Here is a 24407-nt window from a genome sequence, read left to right as displayed (position 1 = left end):
AGGATGCAACTGATCCAACCGCGCCAAACGCTCACGAGAGCGTTCTTCTTTTATGAAAATAACGAAAGACATGAAAATAGCTGACGTGCTCAAAAAGCATGCATCAGGCAAGGAAATAATTGCAAAGTACATGCCGGAATGCATCAAGTGCGGCGGCGCGTCGGCCGAAACGATCGAGCGCGGCGCGCGGATGCACGGGATCGATCCCGATAAAGTGGTGGAGGAACTGAACCGCGCCTCCGGGCGCAGGAAGAGCGATGGGTAAGGCTATCATATCCGGCCCGCGCGGGATGTACGACATCCTTCCCGATCGCATTCACCAGTGGCGCCATCTCGAAGACTCCGCGCGGTCCTTGTTTTCTCTCTTCGGCTACTCCGAAATCAGAACCCCCCTGGTGGAAGAGACACAGCTTTTTGCCCGCGGCATCGGCGAGACAACCGATATCGTCACCAAGGAAATGTACACCTTCGCCGACCGCAAAGGCCGCAGCCTGACGCTGCGGCCCGAAGGGACCGCCTCCATCGTGCGCGCGTATGTCGAGCATAAACTGTACGCACAGCAGGCGCTCGCAAAACTGTACTACATGGGACCAATGTTCCGTTATGAACGCCCGCAAGCCGGCCGAAACCGCCAATTTTTCCAGATCGGCGCCGAGGCCTTCGGTTCACTGAGTCCGCTCCTCGATTTCGAGCTGATAGACCTGGCCGATTCCTTTTTCGACCGCGTCGGATTCAAGCGACTCAACCTGATGCTGAACAGTCTCGGCTGCGCCGCCGATCGGCGTAACTACGCCGAAAGCCTGCGCGCATATTTCAGCGACAAGCTTCCCATGCTGTGCCCGGACTGCATCGAGCGGCTCGAAAAGAATCCGCTGCGCGTGCTCGACTGCAAGGTGGAAGCCTGCAAAGCGCTCGCCGCCGGCGCACCACCACCATTGGACCATTTGTGTGAAGACTGCACGCAGCACTTCAAGATGCTGTGCTCGCTGCTCGAAGGGGCCGGGATACAGTACGTCGTCGACCCGCGCCTCGTGCGCGGCCTCGATTACTACACTCGAACGGTTTTTGAGTTTCAGCATCCCGACCTCGGTGCGCGCGCCGCCATTTGCGGCGGCGGCAGGTATGACAATCTCGTCGAAGAGATCGGGGGCCCGCCGACGCCCGCCTCAGGGTTCTCCATCGGAGTCGAGGCAACCCTGCTGGCAATGGAGAAGGAAGAACTGCTGGCGCCGCACGAGGAGCCGCCGGTGGCTTTCATCTGTTCGATCGGGGAGCGGGCTCTCAGAGAGGCTGCTCTGCTCGCGGCAAGATTGCGTAATACCGGAATCAAAGTCGAAGTCGATTATGAAGGGCGCAGCCTGAAGGCCCAGATGAAAATGGCGCACAGACTCGGTGTGCGGTTCGCCCTTATCCTGGGCGAAGAAGAACTGGCGCGCGATTCGGCGCGCATGAGGGAGATGGCCACCGGCGAAGAGGCACTGGTCTCCCTCCGGAAGATACCCGCCCGGCTGGCAAGTTGAGTGGCCGGCCCAGTCTGGTTTCCCGCTGATACGGAGTTAACGCGTGAGTATTACCTATAGACGCACCCATTATTGCGGCGAACTGCGCCGCGAACATGAAGGCGAAACTGTCACCCTCTGCGGATGGGTCAACCGCAGGCGCGACCATGGCAATCTTATCTTCATCGACCTGCGAGACCGCACCGGACTGGTGCAAGTGGTGTTCAATCCCCAGGTATCTCCCGGCGCGCACGATCTGGCGCAACGGCTGCGAAACGAATTCGTCGCCGCTCTCACGGGTGTAGTAAGCCTGCGGCCGCAGGAGTCCGTTAACACCAAGCTCGCCACCGGTGAGATCGAGGTATTCGCCCGCTCGCTGAACATATTGAACCAGTCGGAGACCCCGCCGTTTCTTGTCGACGATGAGACCGAGGCCAGTGAGGATGTCCGCCTGAAATACCGCTACATCGATCTGAGACGCCCCTCGATGCAGCGCAATTTCATCTTGCGGCACCGCGCAACAATGGCCACCCGCAATTATTTCGACCGGCTCGGCTTCATAGAGGTCGAGACGCCGTTCCTGACAAAAAGCACGCCCGAGGGCGCCCGAGATTTCCTCGTTCCCAGTCGATTGTCGCGCGGCTCATTCTACGCTCTGCCGCAATCGCCGCAATTATTCAAGCAGCTTCTCATGGTCGCAGGCCTGGACAAGTATTTCCAGATCGTTAAATGTTTCCGCGATGAAGACCTGCGAGCCGACCGCCAACCCGAGTTCACGCAGATCGATGTGGAGCTCTCATTCGTCACCCGCGAGGATATCATCAAGCTGACAGAAGGAATGATGGCCGAGATCTATCGCGCGACGGTCGGAATGGAGCTGCCTCTGCCGCTGCCGCGCCTCACTTACGCGGAGGCTATCTCACGGTTCGGAAAGGATGCGCCCGATCTTCGGTTCGATATGGAGTTGAAGGATATATCCGATATCGCGGGCGAAAGCGAATTCAAGGTCTTTCGCGGCGCCGTCGAAGCCGGCGGATGCGTGAAGGCTATTTCAGTTTCAGGCTTCGGAGAATTTCCGCGCAGCCGGCAGGATGCCCTCGTCGAATATGTCAAGATCTTCGGCGCCAAGGGATTGGCGTGGTTCCATCATACCCCAGACGGACTCGCCTCGCCCATCGCCAAATTTTTCACTGATTCTTTGCGTACCCGAATTAGTGAGCGCGTTGGCTCGAAACCAGGTGATTACATCCTGCTCGTTGCAGACAAGCCGAAAGTTGTTCACGATGCCCTGGGAAATCTGCGAGTCAAACTGGCGCGCGAGCTCGGCCTGATCCCGCAAGACAAACTCGCCTTCACCTGGATTCTCGATTTTCCGCTGTTCCACTACAATGATGATGAGCGCCGCATCGAGTCGGAGCATCACCCGTTCACCTCGCCCCTGCCGGAGGACATTGCCCTCCTCGATTCCGATCCGCTCAAGGTGCGGGCGCAGGCCTACGACCTCGTGCTCAACGGTAACGAGATCGGCGGCGGCAGCATCCGTATTCATGATCCGCAGTTGCAGACAAAGATCTTCGCGCTGCTGAATATCGGAGAAGTCGAGGCCCGCGAGAAATTCGGATTCCTGCTCGAAGCGCTTTCCTACGGCGCACCACCCCATGGGGGCATAGCCATGGGGTTCGACCGCGTGATAATGCTCATCTGCGGCGCGCAATCGATCCGTGAAGTCATAGCCTTCCCGAAAACGCAGAGGGGAACCTGCGCCCTGACCGATGCCCCGTCCCCCGTCGATCCCGGCCAGCTCAAGGAACTGGGACTCAAGCTAACCCTCGATTAGGACTCCGCAACCCTTGACACGGCGGAATTCACAGGCACTGACAGTTATCGCGATCGGTGAACTCAGGCAGGTATGAACGATTGCTTGCTCTCTCGCTCCCCTGTCAGCGGCAAAACCTCGTCCACCCGAAAATAGACCAGCGCTTCAATTTTCTCCCTCAACTCTGGATAAATGGTCGTCCGGATGGCTTCGATGGTCTCTCCCTCGCGTTCCTCTCGTAGCTTCGTCAGGTAGAGACGCCTGCCGCTAAATTCAGGCCCCTCTTCCAGGAAAAGGTAAGTCGCACGCGGATTGTACTGCAGATTCTGATGGGTAGTCTTGTCGGTTATCAGGAAGGCGACGGTTTCTTCGTCAACTACATGCGGCCGCGGACATAAGAAAATGTCCACGATTCCGTCGGCGTCGACGGTTGCCAGTACTCCGCGCCCAATGGCGATCTCGAAGTACTTGCTCGTTCTCATTGCACACCACCTCCATCAAAACAGTGGCATTATTGGACAAATACTGCTACTGTCCTTTATCCGCCCAGCAGCAGCAAGTCCGAGGAGGAAGCACGATAATCAATCGGTTAGAAGAAAAAGAAATCGTCTTCGAATTGGGGATTAAGGCTGATGTCGCTCCAAACCACCTTCAGGTAGTCACCGTTATCACGCCACGCCTCTTTCTGCACCAGAGTGAGATTCCGGCTGTCAAACCAGGTTTGCTCGACAAATCCCTTGCCGTCTATCCCGAGCAGGATCAGACTGCCGTTGCTGCCTGCAGGTTCAACCCTGACATCTTCGGCGTCGCGCAGCCGCTCTTTCATCTCCGAGAGCAGGGTGAGCCAGTCCGAGTCGCAGAACGAGCGATCCCACAGGTCATAGAGACGCTGATCGTTCGAGTGCAGCGTTACTGCAAATATCGAGAGGAGCCCCTCGCGCCTTCCACGGATGCGGCCATCCTCGCGCCGGATGACGGTGCTCCCTTCGTCTTTCCCGGTTTCCACGTGCATGCGCACCAGATTCGGCTTGCGGTACGAGAACGTATATTCGCTTTTCTGGACCCGGTCACCCTTCGTGACGTACAGCTTGAGTCGACACTGGTACGAATCCAATTCCCTGATATTCTCAATCGCGCGCGCAAGCAGGTCGTCGGGCGAAAGCGACGCCAACTCTCCCGAAGGAGAGGCCGTTTCCGCCGCAGCCGCGCCCGCCAACGATGCAGCCCACACTCCGGCCGCACGCTCACCGATTATTCCAAAGGAGAACAACAAACTCGCCACAACTAAACATGATCTCAGGTACTTCATTTAGTTTCTTGAACCTTTCTCGTCTCTTAAGTCGGACCTGTCGGATCTGTCCGACCCCTCAGACCTGTCGGACCCGTCTGACCCGTCGGACCAAATGTCAGGCTTTGCCTCCCTCGGTGACCATTTCCTGAACAATGCGCTCGATCCTCTCCGGGTTCCCGATCCCGCAGGCGCACGGCTTCACCAATAACGCCGCTCCTTCGGCGGCCGTAATTTTCGCTCTCTTCATCTTGCGAACCACGTCGGCGACCAGTGCCGGCGAAATAAGGGAATGCCCGCACTGGGTCGTGATCTCCAAGGTCTTCTCGTCCGGCAGGCACTCGGTCTTGCCGAAGATGCCCAGCGACATGTGATAGGTATGCTCGTTAAGGCCGTTCGAGCCGCAGATATCCCGCACATCGGAGAACAGGCCCGACAGCACTACCGAAACTCCCAGCTTTTGCTCCTTCAGGTCCCCAATCAACCGCCGAACGTCCTCCTTGTTATTAAATACCGCCGTCACGACGCCCGCCACCGGCGCCATCATCTGCAGACCCTCCGGCTCCAGGCCGAGCGGTTTCCCGAGATAATTGGAAGGCCGATATTTCAAGATGGTCGCGGCGATGCTTCTCATTGCGTCTGCCTTGTTTGCCTTCTCCGTGCAGTGAGCCATGCACAAGACCACGATCTCTTCACCCGGACGCTCATCTGATATCCCGCGCCTGTTCAATGTATGAGTCATATTTCCCCCTATCTCAGGGCCATCCCGATATTCACTTTTCCATTCGGATAAATATCATGACCCGCTTCTTTGAGGCTGGTGAAAAAGGAACTGTTCCCATTGTCAGATGCTCTCGAAATGACGCTCATCGTGGCTACACAATCGAGTTCGGCATTCAGGAACCGCTTCAACTGCTCTATGGCGACGATCGCTTTCTCCTCCGGCAGTAAGAATTCCGCGATCGCGCTGATGACTTTCTCTCCCAGCACCTCCGGCTTCAGCGCCCCGGTCTCATGATTGGCAATCAGAGGGTAGACCGGATTATCCGGCGAGAATTCCGCCCCCAACGATGTCGCCTTCTTCACCACTTTCTCGAGATCCCTGAGGTATGCGCCCTTGTATGGCCGGCCTAGTTCGATTGAAAACCCGATATAGCCCCTGGTGAAGCGATTGGTGACGTCGTTGGTCTTCATCTCTTCCGTACCGCGCCCGGCAACGCCCGTGCTCTCGTGCGTCTGCAGCGGGTCCGAAAAAACCGCCCGGAGCACCCGCGGATAGGGAATCTGATCGACTTGCTTGATCGCGTCGTTCTCGCAGATGCCGAACCGCTGGCACACGCCGCATTCGACGCATTCCTCCAGGTCGATCACCACTGTCCGATTCTTCAGCACGATTGCCCCCATCGGGCACACCGGCTGGCATTCCAGGCACTTCTTGCACAACTCCTGGTCGATATACATTCTGGCTCTCCCATTAACAGCGTCAGTCGGTTAAAATGATCAAATTCGCGAGGCTGGGAGTCCCAGAGCCTCCCGCTTCCTCTCGATATGGCGCCGAATCATTACTGCCGCTTTCTCCGGGTCGGGCTCCACCGCGAACGATGCGCCGACCAACCTGTCCAATCCATCAGTCAGCAACTTCACCACGTTCATGCTGCCGGTTACCGGCGGCATGGGACCCAACACCGTATAGACGCCGGACGCTACAAAATAGGCGCCGATCGAGACGGCCTTCTCCGAATACCATTCCGGGGCCGCGCCCGCCACCGGAAGATCGCTGATATCCGCCCCGAGCGAGTTTGCCAGCGCCGAAACCAGCATCAGGATTCGCACGTTATCCACGCAACTCCCCACGTGCAAAACCGGCGGTATTCCCAACGAGCCGCAGATCTCGCCAAGGCCTTTGCCGGCCGCTTTTACCGATTCCGCCCTTTTCAAGCCCGCCTTCGCATTCGCGATCGCGGCGCATCCCGTATCCAGAACAAGAATATCGTTCTCGATAAGCCTTTGCGTGAGCGTCACGTGACCGTAATCCTGCGTGATCTTTGGATTGTTACAGCCCACGATACCGGCGGCGCCTCGAATTTTTCCCGACTTCAGCGCGTCGATCAGCGGAGCGGGAGTGCCGCCGAGCGCTCCCACAATCGCTTCCACGGAGAACCCCGCCATCTGTTTGACCGGCTCGACCGGAATCTTCACCTTCTCGGGAATCCGGCGCGGGAAATTCTCGATCGCCTCTCGAACCAGCGCCCTGGCCGTCTCGGGTGCAGTGCCCGGCGTGAATTCCCGATGATCCATCCCCGGAAAACGCGCCTTCTCGCTGGTCGAGATCATCCTGGTATGGTAGCAACCGGCGACCGATCCCAGCGAAGGCATGATGCACTGGTAATCCACGATCATCATCTCGACCGCGCCCGTCACCAGCGCAAGCTCGGTCATCAGGTGGTTGCCCGCCATCGGGACGCCGTGGCGCATGAGTAATTCATTGCCCGTGCAGCAGACGCCGGCCAGATTGATCCCTTTCGCCCCATTCTTCTGCGCGAGCGCAACCAACTCCGGCTCTCGGCATGCACGAAGGACCGTCTCCGAGACGATCGGGTTGTGTCCGTGCACAATGATATTCACCTTGTCTTCCTCGAGAACGCCCAGATTGGCGGCAGTGACCGCGGGCTGCGGAGTGCCGAACAGAATATCCGACACCTCGGTCGCCAGCAGCGAGCCGCCCCAGCCGTCGGAAAGCGCATTCCTCAGCGCCTGCAGCAGCAGGCTCTGCCATCCATTGTCAACGCCCATGTGCGTGCGGTGAAGCATCTCAGAGGTCTCGCGGTCGATTCCGCGCGGCGTGATCCCGAGTTTTGCCCAGATTGCGCGCCTGTTCGCCGGCGCGCGCGAAAGCAACCGAAGCGACGTCTTGCGGGTTCCATATTCTTCCTGCATTGCGTATGCCAATTCGCGAGCGATCTTCAGCGAATCCTTCCCTTTCGTCTCCACACCGAATTCGCCAGCCACCAATGCCAGCTTTTTCTCATCCCTGATCTCATAACCCGGCGCCTTTCCTTCGCCGACCCTCGCAAGCACCTCGATCAAGTCGCGACCGTGGTCCGAATGAGCCGCAGCGCCCGCTGCGATCATTCTGCCCAGGTTTCGCGCAACAATGATATCGGCATCGGCGCCGCATACCCCTCTTTGCGGCCCCTCGCCGAATGGATCGATCCTGCATGGACCCATCGCGCAGATCCGGCAGCTCAAGCCCATCTCGCAATACCCGCATTGCGGAAGCTGCTCCTGATGGCGCTCCCACACCGTCTGCACCTGATCGCGCTCCGCCTTCGCCAACATGAGCCTCGCATCGTCGGCAATGCTGTATGACTGAAACCTGTTCCTGGTATTCATCGTTCTTCCCCCCGGACTAACCGCTCCTCGATCTCGCATTGCGACCGTCTTGCGGAGACAAGAATAGAATAACTTGACCTTGGACCTTGGACCTTGGACCTTAGACCTTGGACATTGGACATTGGACCTTGGACATTGGACATTGGACCTTGCGCCTTGGCAGGCGCAATGCGCCCCTCGCTGAGGCCAAGCGAAATCGTTCGCGCCACCTCGTCTGTCTTCCGCTTCTGCGCCCTGTCGTCTTCCTCGTAGGTCAAAGCGCCGCTCTTGCATGCCTCGACGCATGCGGGCGTCAGGCCGCGTTCTTGGCGCTCGACGCAATTGTCGCATTTCACGGCCACCGTCTTGCCCGGTGGCGCGGAGGAGTCCTGATGATGCCTGATCACGCCGTACGGACACGCCATCGCACACGACGCGCAGTTGATACAGCGGTCGCAATCAATCAAGACCGACTGCGTCCCCTCGTCCCGATAGATCGCCCCCGCCAGGCACGCGTGCAGGCACGGAGCGGGATCGCAATGCCGGCATCGATTGGGGAATCCTTCTCGATACAGACCGGCGCCCACATGCACTCTCGCGCGCGGCAGCGGGCTCTCCAGACTTGCCCCCACTGCGCTCTTAGCGCGCGAATGAGCGACGGCGCAGGCAAACATGCACTGCATGCAGCCGACGCAGCGCTCGGGATGAACGATTACCTTCTTCATCACTGCCTCCCGCTAATCACAGGGTCAGCTTCTGTGGCCTTTTCAGCAAACCAAAGCCACACCGCCCTCGTAGCGCAGGCATCCTGCCTGCCTTGACAACCGAATCATCATGCGCCTCAGCCGTTCGCAAAGCCCTCACGACCTGCCCCCGTACATCGGCGCCACGCGCGAATAATTGAACGAATTCTCGAGCAATTTCTCCCTCGGAATTCGCACCGGTATCTCCTGGTGGATCAGTGACATCAACAAGCCGCCCTGCTCGACTGAATTCAGCATCACGAAGCCAACAAGCCGATCCTCTCGGAATACGAGCCTGCGGTATAGTCTCCTCCGCGCGTCAAACCGGCTCAGAATATCGCAGCCGTCCTCCGCCGGCGGCGCCGTCAAACCGGCAGTCAGCACGTCCAGATCGAACACGCGAATGATATTACGGCTCAGGCTCCCGCGATACCGCACGCGCCTGCCCGCCATATTCATTCCCGCAATCTGTCCCTGCTCCACTGCGACCGGCCAGAGCGCGTTCACGCGGCGGCGGCGCCGCGCAATATCCATAGATTCCGCCACGTCGCCCGCCGCAAACACCCCCGCCGCGCTTGTTTCCATATAGTCGTTCACACAGACACCCGTGCCAACCTCGATCTGCTCGCGCGGCAGAGCAGAAACCGCGGGTCTCACTCCCTTTCCAATTATCACCATGTCGCACGCCAGGACTGAGCCATCCGTCTGGCGCACCCTCTGCACAGCTTTCTCGCCTTCGAATGCCGCCGCTTCCGAACGAGTCCTCACGTCAATACCGTGACGGCTCAGCTCATCAAGCACCAATTTCCCCGCGAAATCATCAACCTGCATCGACAGCGGATGTTTTGACCCGATGAGCATTGTCACGCTAATTCCCCGCCGCAACAGGCTGTGTGCGGCCTTCAGGCCCACCAGCCCTCCCCCAAGCACAACCGCTCTTTTTACCCTTGGCAGGGCGGAAAGGATGTTGCGTGTGTCCCGCTCGGTCCTCAGGTAGAAAACGTTCTCCAAATCCGCGCCGGGACACTTGGCTCGGGCGGGGTCGGCGCCGGCGGCAATCAGCAGGCGGTCGTACGGGAACTTCCTTCCGCCGCCGGTGATCACCTGCCATGCCGCAAGATCAACGGTCTCTACGCGCTCCCCGACAACCGCATCAATCGAATAGGAGCGGTAGAAATCCGGCTGACGGAGAGAAATCTGCTCAAACGACGCCGCACCTTCGAGCACGTTGCTGATCATGGGGCGGCAATACGGCGGCGCCTCTTCTCCGGCTATTATCTTAATAGAACCGGCGCTATCCAGCCTCCGAATGCTTTCCGCCGCATGCACGCCGGCGGCGCCGTTGCCGATGATGACATATCTCATAACCGTTTTTTCCGCCCTTTTCGTTTATTTTAACCGTTCAAAGCCACTTCCTGTCAAGGATCTTTTTGGCGCCCTCCAAGAATTTCCATCTTGATAAACCGAATTTTCCCTTTGACTTTCACCGTTTTTTTCAAATATACTTTTGAGCACAGGCTCAAAAACCCGCTGACGTCCCCGGGCGGGTTTCAGCGGAGGGATTATCCGGCGAAGGGATAGTCCCTCACGCATGCCTGATTCCTCTGCTGGATCTTTCTTCACGGTCAAAACGTGGACCTCTGACGAATGATCTGGAACTGACCTAAATTAGGGACAGACCCTTTTCCCCATGATTTCCGGTGGGCTCTCCTTTCGACGCGTGGAAGAAAAGATAATCTGCCCCATCTTCGTGAGGAGGCGAGGCCATGTCAAATCTGAAATTCGATGAAAGCCTCTGCGCCGCGTGCGAGACGTATGACTGCCTTACCCGGTGCCAGTACATGAAGCTGACGCCGGAGCAGGCCAAGGAGGAGAAATCGAAAATCAATCGGGGGGAAGACTCGCGCGTCCTGCATGATTGCGTCACCTGTTACGCCTGCGAGGAATACTGCCCCAAAGGCAACCACCCATTCTACAAAATCGTCGAGGCGCAGGAGGCGCGGGGAATGCAAATCGTCCCGCGTCCGATCGAGAAACAGCAGGTGCGCATGATGGCGCATGACGGCAAGAGCGCGCCGAAAGAACTGCAGGGGCCTTTGCTCGATATGTGCGCGTTCGGCATGTTCAAGGACATGTCGATCATCGGCAGTCTCTTTGAAAACGTCTCCATTATCTCCGGCAATGACATCTTCTGCAACCTCATGTACCTGCACTTCGCGCGCAATTCAGTCATCAAACAGCGCCTTTCCAAGAGCCTGGACAACCTCCAAAAATTCTACCTCGAGCCCAACGGTATCAATGAGGTCATTTGTTTCCACGATGAATGTTACGGCACGTTCACCTCGTGGGCGCCCGCCTTCGGGGTTGATATCCCGTTCAAGCCGGTGTACTTTTTCGACTTTCTGCTGAAACGACTGGCGGAGCGCAAGCACAGCCTCAACCCGCTCCCGATGAAGGTGGCGTACCAGCGCCCGTGCTCGAACCGTCTCGTGCCCGAGACGCAACACTACGTTGATGACATTCTCAAGATTTTGGGCGCAGAGCGCGTCGAGCGAACGTACGACGGCGAAAATGCGTTGTGCTGCGGCGCCGGCATCATGGGGCTCGGCCGCTACGAGTATGCCGAAGAGATTCAGCAGAAGAATATCGATGATATGCTCGCCGCGGGCGCGACCGCGTGCGTCTTCAATTGCCCATTCTGCATGGTTGCGCTCGGCGAGAAAGCGGCCGCCAACGGATTGATGCCGCTGTTGCTCAGCGACCTGTGCCGCCTCGCCCTGGGCGAGAAACTGAAAGGATGGGGATGAGCCGATGGCAAACGTATACGAAGCTCTCGCTGAAATTGTCGGGAAGGAATACGTGTCGGACCAACCCGAGGAGCTCTTCTTCTATTCGCGCGACCCCGGCACGATGGACCCGAAAAAACCCGATTATGTCGTCGTCCCACAATCAACGGAGGAGGTACAGGCGATCGTTCACCTCGCCAACCGCGAGAAAATTCCCGTCGTCCCGCTCGGCGGCGGACTGGTGCTCTCGGGGCTCTCGCGTCCGCTCAAGGGCGGCATCGTTCTCGACATGAAGCGGATGAACAAGATCATCGAGGTGAACGAAACCAGCCGCTATGCGGTCATCGAGGCCGGCTGCGCGCACGGAGTCTTTCAGGCGTACCTGAAACAACACTATCCGAACCTGAAATATTCCAGTCCCGACGCGCCGCCCTCGGCAACCATCGCCGGCAACATCCTCATTCACGGCTCCGGCCATATGTCGCAGGCGACCGGCTTCCACTCCGAAATGCTGAACGGCCTCGAGGTCGTCCTGCCGACCGGTGAGGTCTGCAAGATCGGCTCGTGCTCAACCACGCCCTACTGGTTCTCGCGCGCGCCGCTGCCCGATCTGGCCGGCCTGTTTGTCGGCTGGTTCGGCACCACGGGAGTCATCACGAAGCTGGGGATCAAGCTCTACCCGAACCCGGCCAAAAAAGATATGATGATCTTCCTCAATGACAATCCGGACCACATGACGGATATCCTCTACAAGCTGACCGGAACCGAGATGCTCGAGGACCTCAATGTCTCCTGCTCTGCGCTGCCGGCTCACATGGAAGGCCTGCAGTTGTTGCTGATCTATATAACCGCCAATTCGGATGAAGAGCTGGAACTGAAACGAAAGTTTATTCGCGCCACATTGCGCAGCTACGTCGACAGCAAAGACGGCGGCTTCATGTTCATCCCCGGTTTCGCGAAAGGGCGTTTTCTCGAGGTGCCGCTTCGCGAGATGACCAAGTACGCCGATACGAAGAAGGGCGGCGGGTTCGAGTACGTCGGAGCGATCATGCCGCTGGAGCTTTTCTCGCGCGCCTATCGAGCCGGAATCGAGATAGCGGCTAAATATAACACGCCATACTCGCTGGCGGTGCGCGTCATCGGGCGCGGCCATTGCATGATGTTCGCTTACGCTTACGCCTTCAACCGGGCCGACGACACCGACCGCTTGAACGCTCAGCGCGCGCTCCATGAAACGAATCGGCGCGTGCTCGAGATGGGCGGCATCCCCTGGAAGGCCGAAGAACCGGCGCAAAAACTCATCCTCGAACACATGGACCCGCACACGGTCCAGCTCATGAACAAGGTCCGCTCCGCCCTTGACCCCAACGGCATCATGAATCCCGGCAATTGGGAGGTGAAATAGATGCAATACGCCGACGTCATCCACCGCTGTTTCCGCTGCGGCTACTGCAAGTTCACAAAAGACTTCAGCGACTTCAACTGCCCCACCTACCGCAAATACTGGTTCGATACGTATTCGCCCGGCGGGCGCATGTGGCTTGTGCGCGCCTGGCTGAACGGCGATGTCGAACCGAGCCGCCGCCTTTCCGAAATCCTGTATTCATGCGTCGCCTGCGGTAACTGCCGCGAACATTGCGTTTTCGATTTCCGCGTCGACCTTGTCAATATCTTCGTCGCCGCCCGAAAGGAGATGGTCGAACAGGGACATACTCTTCCCGCGGTGCGTGATTACTTCAAAGGCATCAGCACGCGCGGCAATCCGTTCAATCAGCCGCGCGAAGACCGCGGCAAATGGGCCGACGGCCTCGGCCTCGAGCCATATAATGGACAGGAGTATCTCCTTCACGTCGGCTGCGTCGGCTCGTACGACGAACGGGGAAAAAAGATCGCGGCCGCCGTCGCCTCGCTGCTCAAGAAGGCGGGCGTCCCGTTCGGCATCCTCGGCGCAAATGAGTCCTGCGACGGAAACGAGGTCAGAATGCTCGGCGAGTTCGGCCTGTTCCAGGCGCTGGCCGAGGGCAACATTGAGAATTTCAAAAAACTGGGAGTGAGAAAGGTCATCGCGCTCTCGCCGCACGCCTATAACACTTTCAAGAATGACTATCCCGCGCTCGGGGCGGATTTCGAAGTGATGCACTACACCCAGGCGCTCGAACAGCTTGTCCGTGAAAACAAGGTTTCATTCCCGCAGATCAAGGCGCGCGTAACCTATCACGACCCGTGCTTCCTCGGCCGGCACAACGACGTCTTCGATGCGCCGCGCAAGGTGCTGCGCTCGATGCCGGGCCTGATCCTCGAGGAAATGCAGAAGAACTCCAAGAACGCCCTGTGCTGCGGCGGCGGCGGCAACTTCCACACCGATATCATTGGGAGCGGAGAGGCCGGCCCGGCCCGCGTGCGCATCAGGGAGGCTGTCGAAACCGGCGCGAGCATTCTCGCCGTCGCGTGCCCGAATTGCGCAAAGATGTTTGAGGATGCCCGCCGAGATGAAGGGCTCGAAGACCGTATCCAGGTGAAAGATATCGCCGAAATCGCCTTAATGTGAGGCAGCGGGATTGAAGTGTATTACCTGAAGGAGGGACTAATGACGGACGTTTACAAGCGGCTTGCGAAAAGGCTCGACGACCTGCCAAATGGATATCCTGCAACCGAGAGCGGAGTGGAATTGAAAATCCTCGAGAAGATTTTCACGCCCGACGAGGCGGAAATGGCGCTCAAATTGAGACCGATGCCGGAGACCGTCGAGGCGATCGCCGAACGCCTCGGAAAGCCGGTCCCCGAAATGCAGAAAACCCTCGACAACATGGTCGAGAAGGGGCAGATCGGCTCGTTCAAAATGTTCGGCCAGCAGATGTACATGCTGTTCCCGTTCGTGATCGGCATCTACGAGTTCCAGCTTTACCGCCTTGATAAGGAACTGACGGTCCTGTTCGAACAGTATGCACCGCTCCTCGTAAAGAAAGTCGGTGATTACGCACCCGCCGTCGCGCGCGTGGTGCCCGTCAGCACCGAAATCAAGCAGGACCTGCACGTGCACCGTTATGAGGACATGGCGCTCATGATCTCCGAGGCCAAATCCTTTTGCGTTCAGGACTGCATTTGCCGGAAAGAACAGAAACTCGAAGGCCATCAGTGCAAGCATACCTTCGAAATCTGCCTCAGCTTCTCAACCGAGGAAAACGCCTTCGACCGCTACCCCAGCGGGCGCGTCATTAACAGGGAAGAGGCGCTCCAGGTAATGAAGAAGGCGGAAGAGGAAGGCCTTGTCCATTGCACGTACAATGTCGAGGAGGGCCAGGTTTTCGTCTGCAACTGCTGCTCGTGCTGCTGTGGCATTCTGCGCGGCGTCAAACAGTACAAGGCCCCCTACATCCTTGCGAAGAGCAATTTCGTGGCCGTGATCGATCAGGATAGCTGCGCCTCATGCGGCGTCTGCGCCGACGAGCGCTGCCCGATGGACGCCATCGTCGAGACTGACGGCAGCTACAGCGTGATCTCGGAACGCTGCATCGGCTGCGGAGTGTGCACGCCGACGTGTCCGACCGAATCGATCAGGCTCGAGCGAAGGCCCGAGGCCGAACAGGACCAGCCGCCGTCGAATCTGATGGAATGGAACATGAAGCGCGCCGCCAGCCGCGGCATCGAGATAAAAATTGACTAACCGACTCTGAGACAGTTTGAGGGGAGCCGATTTCTCATCGGAAAAAAGCTCCCCTCCTGCTTCTCACTTCCCTGAAAAAGGATTTCCCCTTCTTGAAAGCTCCCTCGAAAATCAGCGCCGGTACGATGTCCGCTCTGGGAGTAGGATGGTTCGGAATTCTTTTTTTCTGGGCTTTTTATTCGGGAACCATGCCCCTGTTCCTGAGGGAGTTCACAGATTCGAAGTTCACCATCTCCCTCGTGTTAACGCTTGCAGGAATCTCCGGCTGCATTGTTCCTCCTGTCGTCGGATTCCTGAGCGATCGAACCAGAAGCAGGTACGGATGCCGCAGGCCCTATATCTTCTTCGGCATGCTGGGCGTCTTTGTTTGTTTCATCGCTTTACCGCATGTCCAGGCTTTTGCCGCGGTAATCTTCGTCTCCGCTTTATCATATTTTTGCATGGACACCGCTCAGACACCCTATATGGCTCTTCTTCCCGACATTACGCCCGCGCACCAGCGCAGCACCGCCAGCGGAGTCATGAGCTTCTTCGGCAATGTCGGGTTAATGGCATGTTTTTTCCTCAGCTCCAGGCTCTGGGAAGAGTATCGGGTTGAACTCTTTTATCTGGTATCGCTCATCACGGCTGGATGCACTCTGGCCGCAATTGCCCTGTTGAAGGAACCGGCCGCGCCTGTCGTGCAGCTCTCAGCGAGGGCCAACCCTTTCCGCCACCTGCGCGGACTTGCGAAGGAAAGAAATGCCATGAAATTCTTTCTCGCGCAGTTCTTCTGGTGGCTCGGTTTCTGGGTCGTTCAATCTTTTCTCACCCTCTTCATGGTCGAGTCTCTGAACGTCCCGGAAGGAAAAGCCCTCCTGGCGCCGTTCACCGCGACTGTATTGCAGACCTGCTTCGTTCTGCCCTTCGGCCTGCTCGGAGACCGATTCTCTCGGAAGAGGATTCTCTTCTGTATGATCTTGTTTTGGGCCGCTGTTCAATCTCTTATCGGATTCTCGCACACATATACGCAGGCCATCGTGCTGGTGAGCCTCACCGGGATTCCTCTTGCAGCGGTCGGGAGTGTCGCATATGCTTTCATGCTCGACCTCATCCCGGCCGGCCGCACAGCAGAATTCGTGGGTCTGGGAGTGATCAGTATGGCGGCGCCCCAGATTTTCGGCCCAATGACCGCCGGCGCGCTCATTGACTCTTCCGGTTATCCGCTTATTTTTCCAACTGCCGCCGCATGCATGCTTATTGCTTCCCTGCTCACTCTCTCCATTCATACGAACGGCACCCACGAGCCCGCACCAGCCGCTCTTGCGCCTCCCGAAGCGGCGTACAAGAGAGCGAGCTAGATGGCGGAGAGTCGGACGCGTCTGACATATCGGACCTGTCGGACAGCGACGACTGGGGGGACCTTCACAACCGGAAAATACGCCGCGCGTTCTCAGTTGTGATCCGAGCAACATCGGCGGGATCGGCTTTCTTCAGCTTCGCCACCTCACGGAGGGTCACCTCCAAAGTGGCTGGCTCTGACTTCACGTCTTTGTATTTGACGGGGCAATCGGTTTCGAGAAGCAGATTCTCCAGGGGCGCCATCTCAATAACGGCCCGATGCTTCTCGCTGTATTCGACCGCAGGAGTGGCCGAAACAAAATAGCCGCTCTCAACGATGCGTTCCACGATCTCGAGCGGGCCGCTGTACCAGTGAAAGACGGCCTCTTTTATTCCATATTCCTGCACCAATTGAAAAACATCCTCGTAGGACCCGCGAGAATGCGTGCTTATCGGCTTCCCCTTCTCCCCGGCCGCCTCCAGAAGCCTGCAGAATACCTCTTGCTGGATTTTCTTGTCTTTCTTAATCCAGTAATCGAGCCCTATTTCTCCAACCGCAACACAATCGCCGAAATGCGCCCGAATAAATTCGAAGGTATCCTCAAGTTCGCCCTTTTCGATCGCCCATGGATGAATCCCGAAAGCCGGATACACGTACCCGCGGTGCTCTCTGGCCAGTTTATACACATGGTAGTTCGAAAATTGGTTCATGCCGACTGCGATAATGGCGGCAACCCCCGCGGCCCGCGCCCGCTGAACCGCGCCTTCAATATCCTCAAGCTGATCGAGATGCGCGTGCGTGTCGATTAGAGAAAACATGGCGTGACCACTGGCTCTGAAGACCGGCGGCACATCCTGACTCCCGCCTGGAAATCAGACACATCCGACCGGTCCGACCGGTCCGAAATCGCTTCTCCGGTCATGCCTTCTGTTTGTGGGTTAGAGTCCGGATCAACTGCCTCAGTTGGTCCGCGTTGAAAGGTTTGACGAGAATAGCGTCCGGCTTGAACTGTTCCAATCCCTCCGGGTAAGCAGTCACCAGCGCGACCGGGACATCGGGATGATGCGTGCGCACATAGTTCAGGACGCCCACCCCGTCCATCCCCGGCATCTTCCAGTCACTCAGCACCAGGTCCACGTCTTCATGGTCAAGCAGGGTCAGCGCGTCATCGCCCCGCGCCGCCTGCAATATCTTGTACCCGTCCGCCTGCAGCAGTCGCGCCATCTGCCGGCGTACGATATCATCATCCTCAACCAGCAGTATTATGATATCCAATAATCTCATTCATGACTCCAAGCCGTACTGCAACTGAACGTGATTCAGCAAGGGGATTCACGTCTCCAGGACATAGACAGGGTTTGATCAAGACTTATTATGCCAAAACGAATGGAAAAAGCAAGGGGAAATTTACGTAGAGCTTAATTGTAAATTTATTTCAGTTATATATAACCGTATACCTAACCGGATAAATTCGGCCTTCTTCTTCTCCAAGCGCCGTCACTGCAGCGGAAGAAGAACCTCAACGGTCGTCCCCGTGCCCGGAGCACTCGCAAATCGCAGTTCCCCCTTGTGCGCATCGATAATCTTCTTGCAGATCGATAGACCTAATCCCGTCCCTTGCGCCTTGGTCGTAAAGAAAGGTTCCTGTATTCGCGGGAGCGTTTCCCGATCGATGCCAGCTCCGGTATCCTGAACATGAAAGATAAAGGTCTCTTCCTGTTCGCTTGTCTCGACCCGTGTCTGAATCTTGAGCCTTCCCCCGCCGGGCATGGCGTCCGCCGCGTTTTCGACAAGATTGAGCAGCACCCGCTTGATTTTTTCGGGATCGCCGAAGCAAAGCCGGTCGCCATGCTCGAGCTTCAGCTCGACATTGATACGACGTAACTTGTCCGACAAAGCGGCAAGCACTCGATGGATGACCACGCGCGCCTCCCACCAGGAGCAACTGATTTTGACCGTCCTTGAATATTCGAGAAGGTCCATCACGATCTCATTGAGCTGATGGACGCCGTAATCTATCTCGTCCAGAATCTGCAGTTTCTCAGGTTCCAAATTCTCTTCCTGCTCAAGCGAATGCCGGAGCATGTCGACTCCCATATGCACATTCTGCAGGGGGTTCCTCACCTCATGCGCGACAATGGAAACGATCTGCCCGATGGCCGCGAGGCTTTCCGCCTGTTGAAGCTCCCTAACTTTGCTCTGAACCGCATTTTCCAGATTTTCCGACAGCCGCCGATAGCCCGCTTCAGACTCCCGCAACGCTTCCTCCGCCAATTTCCGCTCCGTTACGTCCTTGACCAGCACCAGTCCGCCAATGATCCGCCCATCCATATCGCGGATCGGCGAAAATTCCGAATCGATATATGCCGGCCTTCCTGTCCCCGGCAGAACGTACGGGCATTCCTTGAAGGCCAGATTCTTGCCGGACAATGTCTCCGTAAAACAGCGGCGCGGCTCCTCCCCCTGCAGGACCGGGAAAACCTCCAGGATATTCTTGCCCAGTACGTCCTCCTTCGACACGCCCGATATGTGCTCCATCACCCGATTCCAGGCGGTGCAGCGAAGCTGCATGTCAAACGCAATGATGCCGTCGCTGCTGCTGTTGATGAGATGCTCGCTGAATTCTTTCTCGCGCCGCAGCCGCTCCTCCGTCTCCTTTCGGCGGGAGATATCCTGACCGGAACTGAGGGTGCCGATGACTTGCCCGAGATCGTCCCGTATTAAAATGCAGCGCCAGTCCATGAGCCGTTCCTTCCCGCTTCGCGTAACGACAGGATACTCATGGTTCCACGTTTCGCCATCCCCGGTGATGAAACGGTGGAACTGTTCCCGCACGCTCTCCCGAGCCCGCTCCGGCAGAAACTGGTCAAACCAGTTGCGCCCTACAACATCACCCTGCTGGTAGCCGAGCAGCTCGCATCCGCTCCGGTTGATCATCTCAACCTGTTCATCGGTCCGTATCTTGACAATAATCGCTCCGGACACGTCCAGATATTTCCGCGCCCGCTCCCTCTCTTGGAGCAGCGCTTCCTCAAAACGTTTCTGTCCGCTGATATCGCGAATGATCCAGCACAACCCCTTTTGTCGGGCATCCTGCCACTGGGGGATTACTGTCAGAGCCGCCTCAAAGACGGCCTTCTCGCCTGCGGGCTGCATACGCACCTCCCACTCACCATTCCCCGCTCCCTTCTCCGGGCTCTCTAGAACCGCTGAATATCTGTCGCGATCAAGCTCGTGGACAAATACAATCAGCGGCCTTCCCCGGAGAAAATCGGGAGTAACGTTGAGCATCCGACCCGCGCTCAGATTCGCATCGAGAATCACTCCGGATGGGGTCGTGATTATCAACCCCTCAGGAGCTTGTTCGAAAAGTTTGCGGCTTTTCAGACGTTCCTCTTCGATTAATCGGCGGCTCTCCTCAATTTGAGCATCCTTTTCAGATATCTCCTCTTGCGCCGCCAGCAGTTTTCGCAGCGACCTCCGAAGCATTTGGATGAGAGTGTCAAAGTCTCTTTCCCCTGTTTCTTTTGAGCGCCTCCTGTCTTCGACATCTGTTAAATGCTCGAGAAAGTATTGCATGTCGTCGATGAATCTAATTCTATTTTGGCCGATTTTTACCACTAGTCATCCCCTCCGGATGCGGGTCTCAAAGCGGGCCGTACTGTCCTTCGACAGCCGGAAATAAGAATCATTCGCATGAATGGCGGGCGCCGCTCGGCAGAGCTCATTTATAGTTTATCAATCTTTTTATTGCATGTTAATAGGTGCTAAAGCACTTCTTAGAACGACTCTCCCCCTCGGCGGCACAGGTCTCCAGCGGGGTGGTCTTTAAAAGCTGCAACTTCACAGGGGCTGTTCAAGTTTTTCCCCTTGCTCAATCATTACCTGTCAGCTCGGTACCACAGGCGTCTCGCCTGTGGTCTTTCTTCTCTTTTTAAAAACCAAAAGCCACAGGCCGGAGGCCTGTGCTACCGGGGTTTTTTTCCCGGAGTTGTGCTACCGGAGCTTTTTCCTCCGAAGTTCAGTCTCCGACCCATCCGACTCGTCCGACCTGTCCGACACGTCCGACAGGTCTGAGTCTTTCGGGCTTTCCGAAGTGAGGTGAAGTAGAGGTGAACTATCAGGATGGATCAACTGGCATGCCCGCATTTACAAACGCGGGTCAATATTTCACAACACGCTCTTACAAGCTAAAAACTTCTGCGGTGCCCGAGCGATCCTCTTCGCCCGGGCTATTCAACTGGAAGACTAAATTCTACCCTGGTGCCTTCGTTCACCTTGCTGGTGATGGTGAGCGAGCCGCCATGCGCATCGATCAGCTTTCTGCAGATGGAAAGCCCCAGCCCGGTTCCGTGCAGCTTTGTCGTAAAGAACGGCTCGTGCACGAGCAACAACTGCTCCGGGGGAATCCCGCGGCCCGTATCCGCTACTGAGAAAACCACCTGCCGTTTTCCGTCTTTTTCGAGAAAGCAGGCATTTACTTCAATGTTTCCGCCCTCCGGCATGGCTTCGACGCTGTTCGTTATCAGGTTCATGAGCACGCGGATCAGCTTGGGGCCATCGACGAGAATGGACTGGTCAACCGGAGAACAATCCACTTTCACCACGACATCTCTCAGCAGATGAGCGACCCCTTTTACCGCCTGATGGCAAAGTTCCGAAACCGGCCACAGCGACCGGTTCATTTCCACAGGCTTCGAATATTCCAGCAGCTCGGCGACAGTATTATTGAGCAGATTAATGCCGTGGTCGATCTCGCCGAGAATTTCGAGCTTGTCACGCTCTTTCCCGAGCACAACTCGCAGGCTGTCGACGCCCATCCGGATGTTTTGCAGCGGGTTGCGGATTTCGTGCGCGACGACCGACACCATCTGTCCGATCTGGGCCAGCGACTGCATGCGGCGCATCTGTTCGACCTTGATCTTAACCGTTTCCTCAAGGCTTTCCGAAAGTTGGCGGTAGCGCAGCTCCGATTGCCGCAAGCGTTCCTCCGTCAGCTTTCTGTCGGTTATATCATACGTGAATGTGGCCACCTGCTTCAGATCCTCGCGCTCATCCAGAATCGGCACATACGTTAGGACTAATGTATATTCCGTCCCCTCACGGCGAAAGCTGAATTCCGTCGTCTGCGGTTTGCGCGTCTCCATAGACTTGAACATCAGTGGAAGGTACTTCTGTGTGATTTCAGGCGAAACAAGCTCCTCATCGCGTTTGCCGATAATCTCTTCCCTTCGCCGCCCAAGCAGCTTCATCCCTCTCTCGTTCATATAAAGGATGCGCCGGTCTTTATCGTAGATGACGAAAAACGACGGATAACTCTCGGCCGCAAGCCGAAACCGTTCCTCGCTTTCACGCAGCGCCATCTCGAGTTCCTTCCGCTTGAGCGAATACTTGATCCCGCGAGAAAGCATGCCGCTGTTCATCTCGCTTTTGAACAAATACTCCTGCGCTCCCAGGGAAAGCGCCTGAACCGCCAACTCCTCATCTTTGATCACGGTAAGAACAACAATCGGTACTTTCGGAGCGCATTCCTGCACCTTGCGCAATGTGTCCAGGCCCTCGCTGTCGGGGAGGAGGAGATCGAGCAAAACCAGATCGATGCCCCCCTGCGCCAATCTCCGGCATCCCGGCTCAAGCCGGGAACTCGTTTCGATATGAAAAGTCAAATCCGAGATCTCGCTGAGAAGTTCGCTAACCAGACGGACGTCGCCCGGATTGTCTTCAATGATCAGGATGTTGTATTTTTCCCTTTGCGCGGTAGACAATTTAATCCTGTCCCTTTTTTGGAAGCGTTACAATGGTAAGCCAGAAATCCTCGATTACTCGAATGACCCTGATGAATTGATCGAGGTCGACCGGCTTGACAATGTATGCGTTTGCATTCAGATTGTACGTTTTCAGCACGTCTTCCTCAGCCTTTGAAACTGTCAGGATTACCACAGGTATGTTCTTTAGGTCTTGGTCCCTCTTCAACTCCTCGAGCACCTCGCGCCCGTCCTTTCGGGGAAGGTTCAGGTCGAGCAGGATGAGGTCGGGCCGCGGCGCATCCTCAAATTTTCCGTTCTGGCGAAGAAAATCCATCGCCTCTTCGCCGTCGCGAGTTATGTGCAGATTGATCTTGATTTTGCCTTCTCTGAAGGCTTCCTGTGTCAGCCGGATATCCCCCGGATTATCTTCAACCAGGAGGATATCCGCTATCTTGCCCGTCTCAGTTCTCAATATGGTCATTGCTCTCTCCGTGGTATGGTGAAGAAAAAAGTGGATCCCGCGCCGGGAATCGATTCAACCCAGATGCGCCCGCCATGGCGTTCGACCACCCGCTTGCAAATGGCGAGTCCAATGCCGGTGCCCGTGTGCTCGCCGCGAGTGTGCAGCCGCTGGTACAGGCGAAAGATGCGCTCGTAGTGGCGCGGCTCGATCCCGATCCCGTTGTCGGAAACAGAAAACACCCATTCGTTCCCGGCCTCTTTTGCGGATATATGGACTTTGAGCGGCTCATCCTCCTTCCTGAACCTGATTGCGTTATCGATGAGGTTCTGAAAGACCATCGAGAATTGTATCGGGTCCGCCACAACAACAGGCAAGGTGTCATGAGTGACAGTGGCATGGTTTTCCCTTATCAAACTCCCCAGCGTTTGGAGCACCCGCGCCAAAACTTCTTCGGCATCAACCGCCTCGGGTTCTTTTCCCCGCGTCTGTACGCGCGAGTATTCGAGCAGACTTTCGATGAGCGCTTTCATCCTGGTAGCGCCGTCAACCACGTAATCCATGAACTCGCGGGCGTCATCCTCGAGCAGGTGACCGTATCTCCTCTCGATCAGTTGGACGTAGCTGGTGATCATGCGCAAAGGCTCCTGCAGGTCGTGCGAGGCGACATACGCAAAATACTGGAGCTCCTCGTTCGATTGCTTCAATTCGCGCATGAGGCGATCGAGTCTGCGTTCGGAGTCGATTCGCTCGGTCACGTCCTCAATCGCCAGAAGGAGTATGACACCGAAATTCTCATTCTGCAGGCGGCGCGCGTTCAGCAGCATGACCCGGCGGCCGATATTAGGAAAAGTATGCTCGACCTGAAAATCTTCGAAAAAGTCGCGGCCCGCGACCATTTCGCTCAGCAGATTGCGAAGCGACGGGATATCCCACTGCAGGTTCCCCAGTTCGAAAACGTATCTTCCCTCGACGCTTCCCTGATCTGCCCTGAAGAATCGATAGAACGAGGTGTTGGCAAGCATCACCTTTAAATCTTCAGTGAGTACAAGGAGCGGCTCGCGTATCGTCTGAAACAACTCCTCGGCGAATCTGCGCGCATTCTCCCGCTCGGCTTGGTGACGTTTCTGATCCGTCAAGTCTTTAACTAGCCAGAGGATTCGACACATTTGTTTGCCTGCAGGTTCCAGCAGGACTGCGCGAAAGAGACCGGGAAATGAATATTTCTCATCCGCCGCGATCGTCTGTTCCCATTCCAACACTCCCCCTTTCGCGGGCATCTCCTTCAGCCGGTCCAGGAAATAGTTGCGCTCTTCAGCAAGGACCCGGTTCACCAACGGCACACGTATCTGCGGAACATCCTGCAGTCTCAGCGCATCCTTCGCCGCCTCGTTCGCCTCAAGAACGATCCCGGCCTCGTCCGTCACAACATACGGCGACGGAGCAAAGTCGAACAGGTTCTGATATTCCCTGCGCTGGGCCGTTATGATATCCTGCGCTCTGCGGAGTTCCTCGTTTTGCTGGCGCAGTTCCTCCTCGGCCACAGCCAGTTCCTCGAGCGTATGCTTTAGCCTCTCGATCATCTCGGGCAGAACCTCGCGAAGCTGTTGCTCGTCGGAAAAATCAACCTTCGAGAATACTTCGACCTGATCGAGCAGCCGTTCTATCTCGGTTTTCTTTGAGGCCTTGTCCATCTTGCTGAGCACGCCAT

General features: G+C 56.9%; 20 protein-coding genes and 1 pseudogene. 8 read left to right on the top strand and 13 right to left on the bottom strand.

Annotated features, from left to right (window positions below; genetic code table 11):
- Positions 1-52: 52 nt before the first annotated feature.
- The 3 genes from C4520_19465 to aspS are packed head-to-tail and all read left to right on the top strand — an operon-like array spanning position 53 to position 3336.
- Positions 53-265: a DUF1858 domain-containing protein gene (locus C4520_19465; GenBank protein ID RJP16187.1), complete on the top strand. Its 213-nt coding sequence runs from the start codon at positions 53-55 to the stop codon at positions 263-265.
- Positions 258-1520, top strand: a complete 1263-nt coding sequence (locus C4520_19460; protein ID RJP16186.1) for a histidine--tRNA ligase — start codon at positions 258-260, stop codon at positions 1518-1520. Before C4520_19465 ends, C4520_19460 begins: the two co-directional genes overlap by 8 nt.
- Before the next feature lie 43 nt (positions 1521-1563).
- A complete protein-coding gene (gene aspS, locus C4520_19455; protein ID RJP16185.1) occupies positions 1564-3336 on the top strand; it encodes an aspartate--tRNA ligase in 1773 nt (590 codons plus the stop codon).
- 62 nt (positions 3337-3398) lie between these two features.
- Here the strand turns inward: aspS and C4520_19450 are convergent, their stop codons facing one another.
- The 7 genes and pseudogenes from C4520_19450 to C4520_19420 form a co-directional block, all read right to left on the bottom strand.
- Positions 3399-3797 (bottom strand): pyridoxamine 5'-phosphate oxidase family protein, encoded by a 399-nt coding sequence (locus C4520_19450; GenBank protein RJP16184.1) that lies wholly within the window; start codon positions 3795-3797, stop codon positions 3399-3401.
- A gap of 107 nt (positions 3798-3904) precedes the next feature.
- Positions 3905-4624 (bottom strand): hypothetical protein, encoded by a 720-nt coding sequence (locus C4520_19445; GenBank protein RJP16183.1) that lies wholly within the window; start codon positions 4622-4624, stop codon positions 3905-3907.
- 97 nt (positions 4625-4721) lie between these two features.
- Positions 4722-5345, bottom strand: a complete 624-nt coding sequence (locus C4520_19440; protein RJP16182.1) for a hypothetical protein — start codon at positions 5343-5345, stop codon at positions 4722-4724.
- Between the two features lie 8 nt (positions 5346-5353).
- Positions 5354-6064, bottom strand: a complete 711-nt coding sequence (locus tag C4520_19435; GenBank protein RJP16181.1) for a hypothetical protein — start codon at positions 6062-6064, stop codon at positions 5354-5356.
- Positions 6065-6103: 39 nt separating this feature from the next.
- Positions 6104-7996, bottom strand: a complete 1893-nt coding sequence (cooS, locus tag C4520_19430; protein ID RJP16180.1) for an anaerobic carbon-monoxide dehydrogenase catalytic subunit — start codon at positions 7994-7996, stop codon at positions 6104-6106.
- Positions 7997-8187: 191 nt separating this feature from the next.
- A pseudogene (locus tag C4520_19425) lies at positions 8188-8700 on the bottom strand (4Fe-4S dicluster domain-containing protein).
- 135 nt (positions 8701-8835) lie between these two features.
- Positions 8836-10083: an NAD(P)/FAD-dependent oxidoreductase gene (locus C4520_19420; GenBank protein RJP16179.1), complete on the bottom strand. Its 1248-nt coding sequence runs from the start codon at positions 10081-10083 to the stop codon at positions 8836-8838.
- Positions 10084-10484: 401 nt separating this feature from the next.
- On the opposite strand from C4520_19420, the gene C4520_19415 reads away from it, so the two are divergent.
- From C4520_19415 to C4520_19395, 5 genes are all read left to right on the top strand, one after another.
- Positions 10485-11525, top strand: a complete 1041-nt coding sequence (locus C4520_19415) for a (Fe-S)-binding protein (GenBank protein RJP16178.1) — start codon at positions 10485-10487, stop codon at positions 11523-11525.
- 4 nt (positions 11526-11529) lie between these two features.
- The gene (locus C4520_19410; protein RJP16177.1) at positions 11530-12909 is read left to right on the top strand and encodes an FAD-binding oxidoreductase; all 1380 of its coding nucleotides are present in this window, start codon (positions 11530-11532) and stop codon (positions 12907-12909) included.
- Positions 12910-14052, top strand: coding sequence for a (Fe-S)-binding protein (locus tag C4520_19405; protein RJP16176.1), 1143 nt, complete (start codon positions 12910-12912; stop codon positions 14050-14052).
- 39 nt (positions 14053-14091) lie between these two features.
- A complete protein-coding gene (locus C4520_19400; GenBank protein ID RJP16175.1) occupies positions 14092-15168 on the top strand; it encodes a 4Fe-4S ferredoxin in 1077 nt (358 codons plus the stop codon).
- Between the two features lie 92 nt (positions 15169-15260).
- A complete protein-coding gene (locus tag C4520_19395; GenBank protein RJP16174.1) occupies positions 15261-16508 on the top strand; it encodes an MFS transporter in 1248 nt (415 codons plus the stop codon).
- A 64-nt stretch (positions 16509-16572) separates the two neighbouring features.
- On the opposite strand, the gene C4520_19390 is transcribed toward C4520_19395, so the two are convergent.
- From C4520_19390 to C4520_19365, 6 genes are all read right to left on the bottom strand, one after another.
- On the bottom strand, positions 16573-17307 hold the full coding sequence (locus C4520_19390) for a TatD family deoxyribonuclease (GenBank protein ID RJP16173.1): 735 nt from the start codon (positions 17305-17307) through the stop codon (positions 16573-16575).
- Between the two features lie 100 nt (positions 17308-17407).
- Entirely contained in the window at positions 17408-17773 is a 366-nt protein-coding gene (locus tag C4520_19385; GenBank protein ID RJP16172.1) for a response regulator, read from the bottom strand.
- Between the two features lie 213 nt (positions 17774-17986).
- Positions 17987-20110 (bottom strand): PAS domain S-box protein, encoded by a 2124-nt coding sequence (locus tag C4520_19380; protein RJP16171.1) that lies wholly within the window; start codon positions 20108-20110, stop codon positions 17987-17989.
- Positions 20111-20721: 611 nt separating this feature from the next.
- Positions 20722-22254 carry a hybrid sensor histidine kinase/response regulator gene (locus C4520_19375; protein ID RJP16170.1) on the bottom strand — a complete coding sequence of 511 codons (1533 nt, stop codon included), beginning with the start codon at positions 22252-22254 and terminating at the stop codon, positions 20722-20724.
- A gap of 1 nt (position 22255) precedes the next feature.
- Positions 22256-22717: a response regulator gene (locus C4520_19370; protein RJP16169.1), complete on the bottom strand. Its 462-nt coding sequence runs from the start codon at positions 22715-22717 to the stop codon at positions 22256-22258.
- Positions 22714-24390: a PAS domain-containing protein gene (locus tag C4520_19365; protein ID RJP16168.1), complete on the bottom strand. Its 1677-nt coding sequence runs from the start codon at positions 24388-24390 to the stop codon at positions 22714-22716. The genes C4520_19370 and C4520_19365 overlap by 4 nt, the downstream gene beginning before the upstream one ends.
- Positions 24391-24407 lie beyond the last annotated feature (17 nt).

Source organism: Candidatus Abyssobacteria bacterium SURF_5 (genome assembly GCA_003598085.1).
GTDB lineage: Bacteria > Abyssobacteria > SURF-5 > SURF-5 > SURF-5 > SURF-5.
Note: the sequence above shows the minus strand (reverse complement) of the source record. Positions and strands in the feature narration are given on the sequence as shown.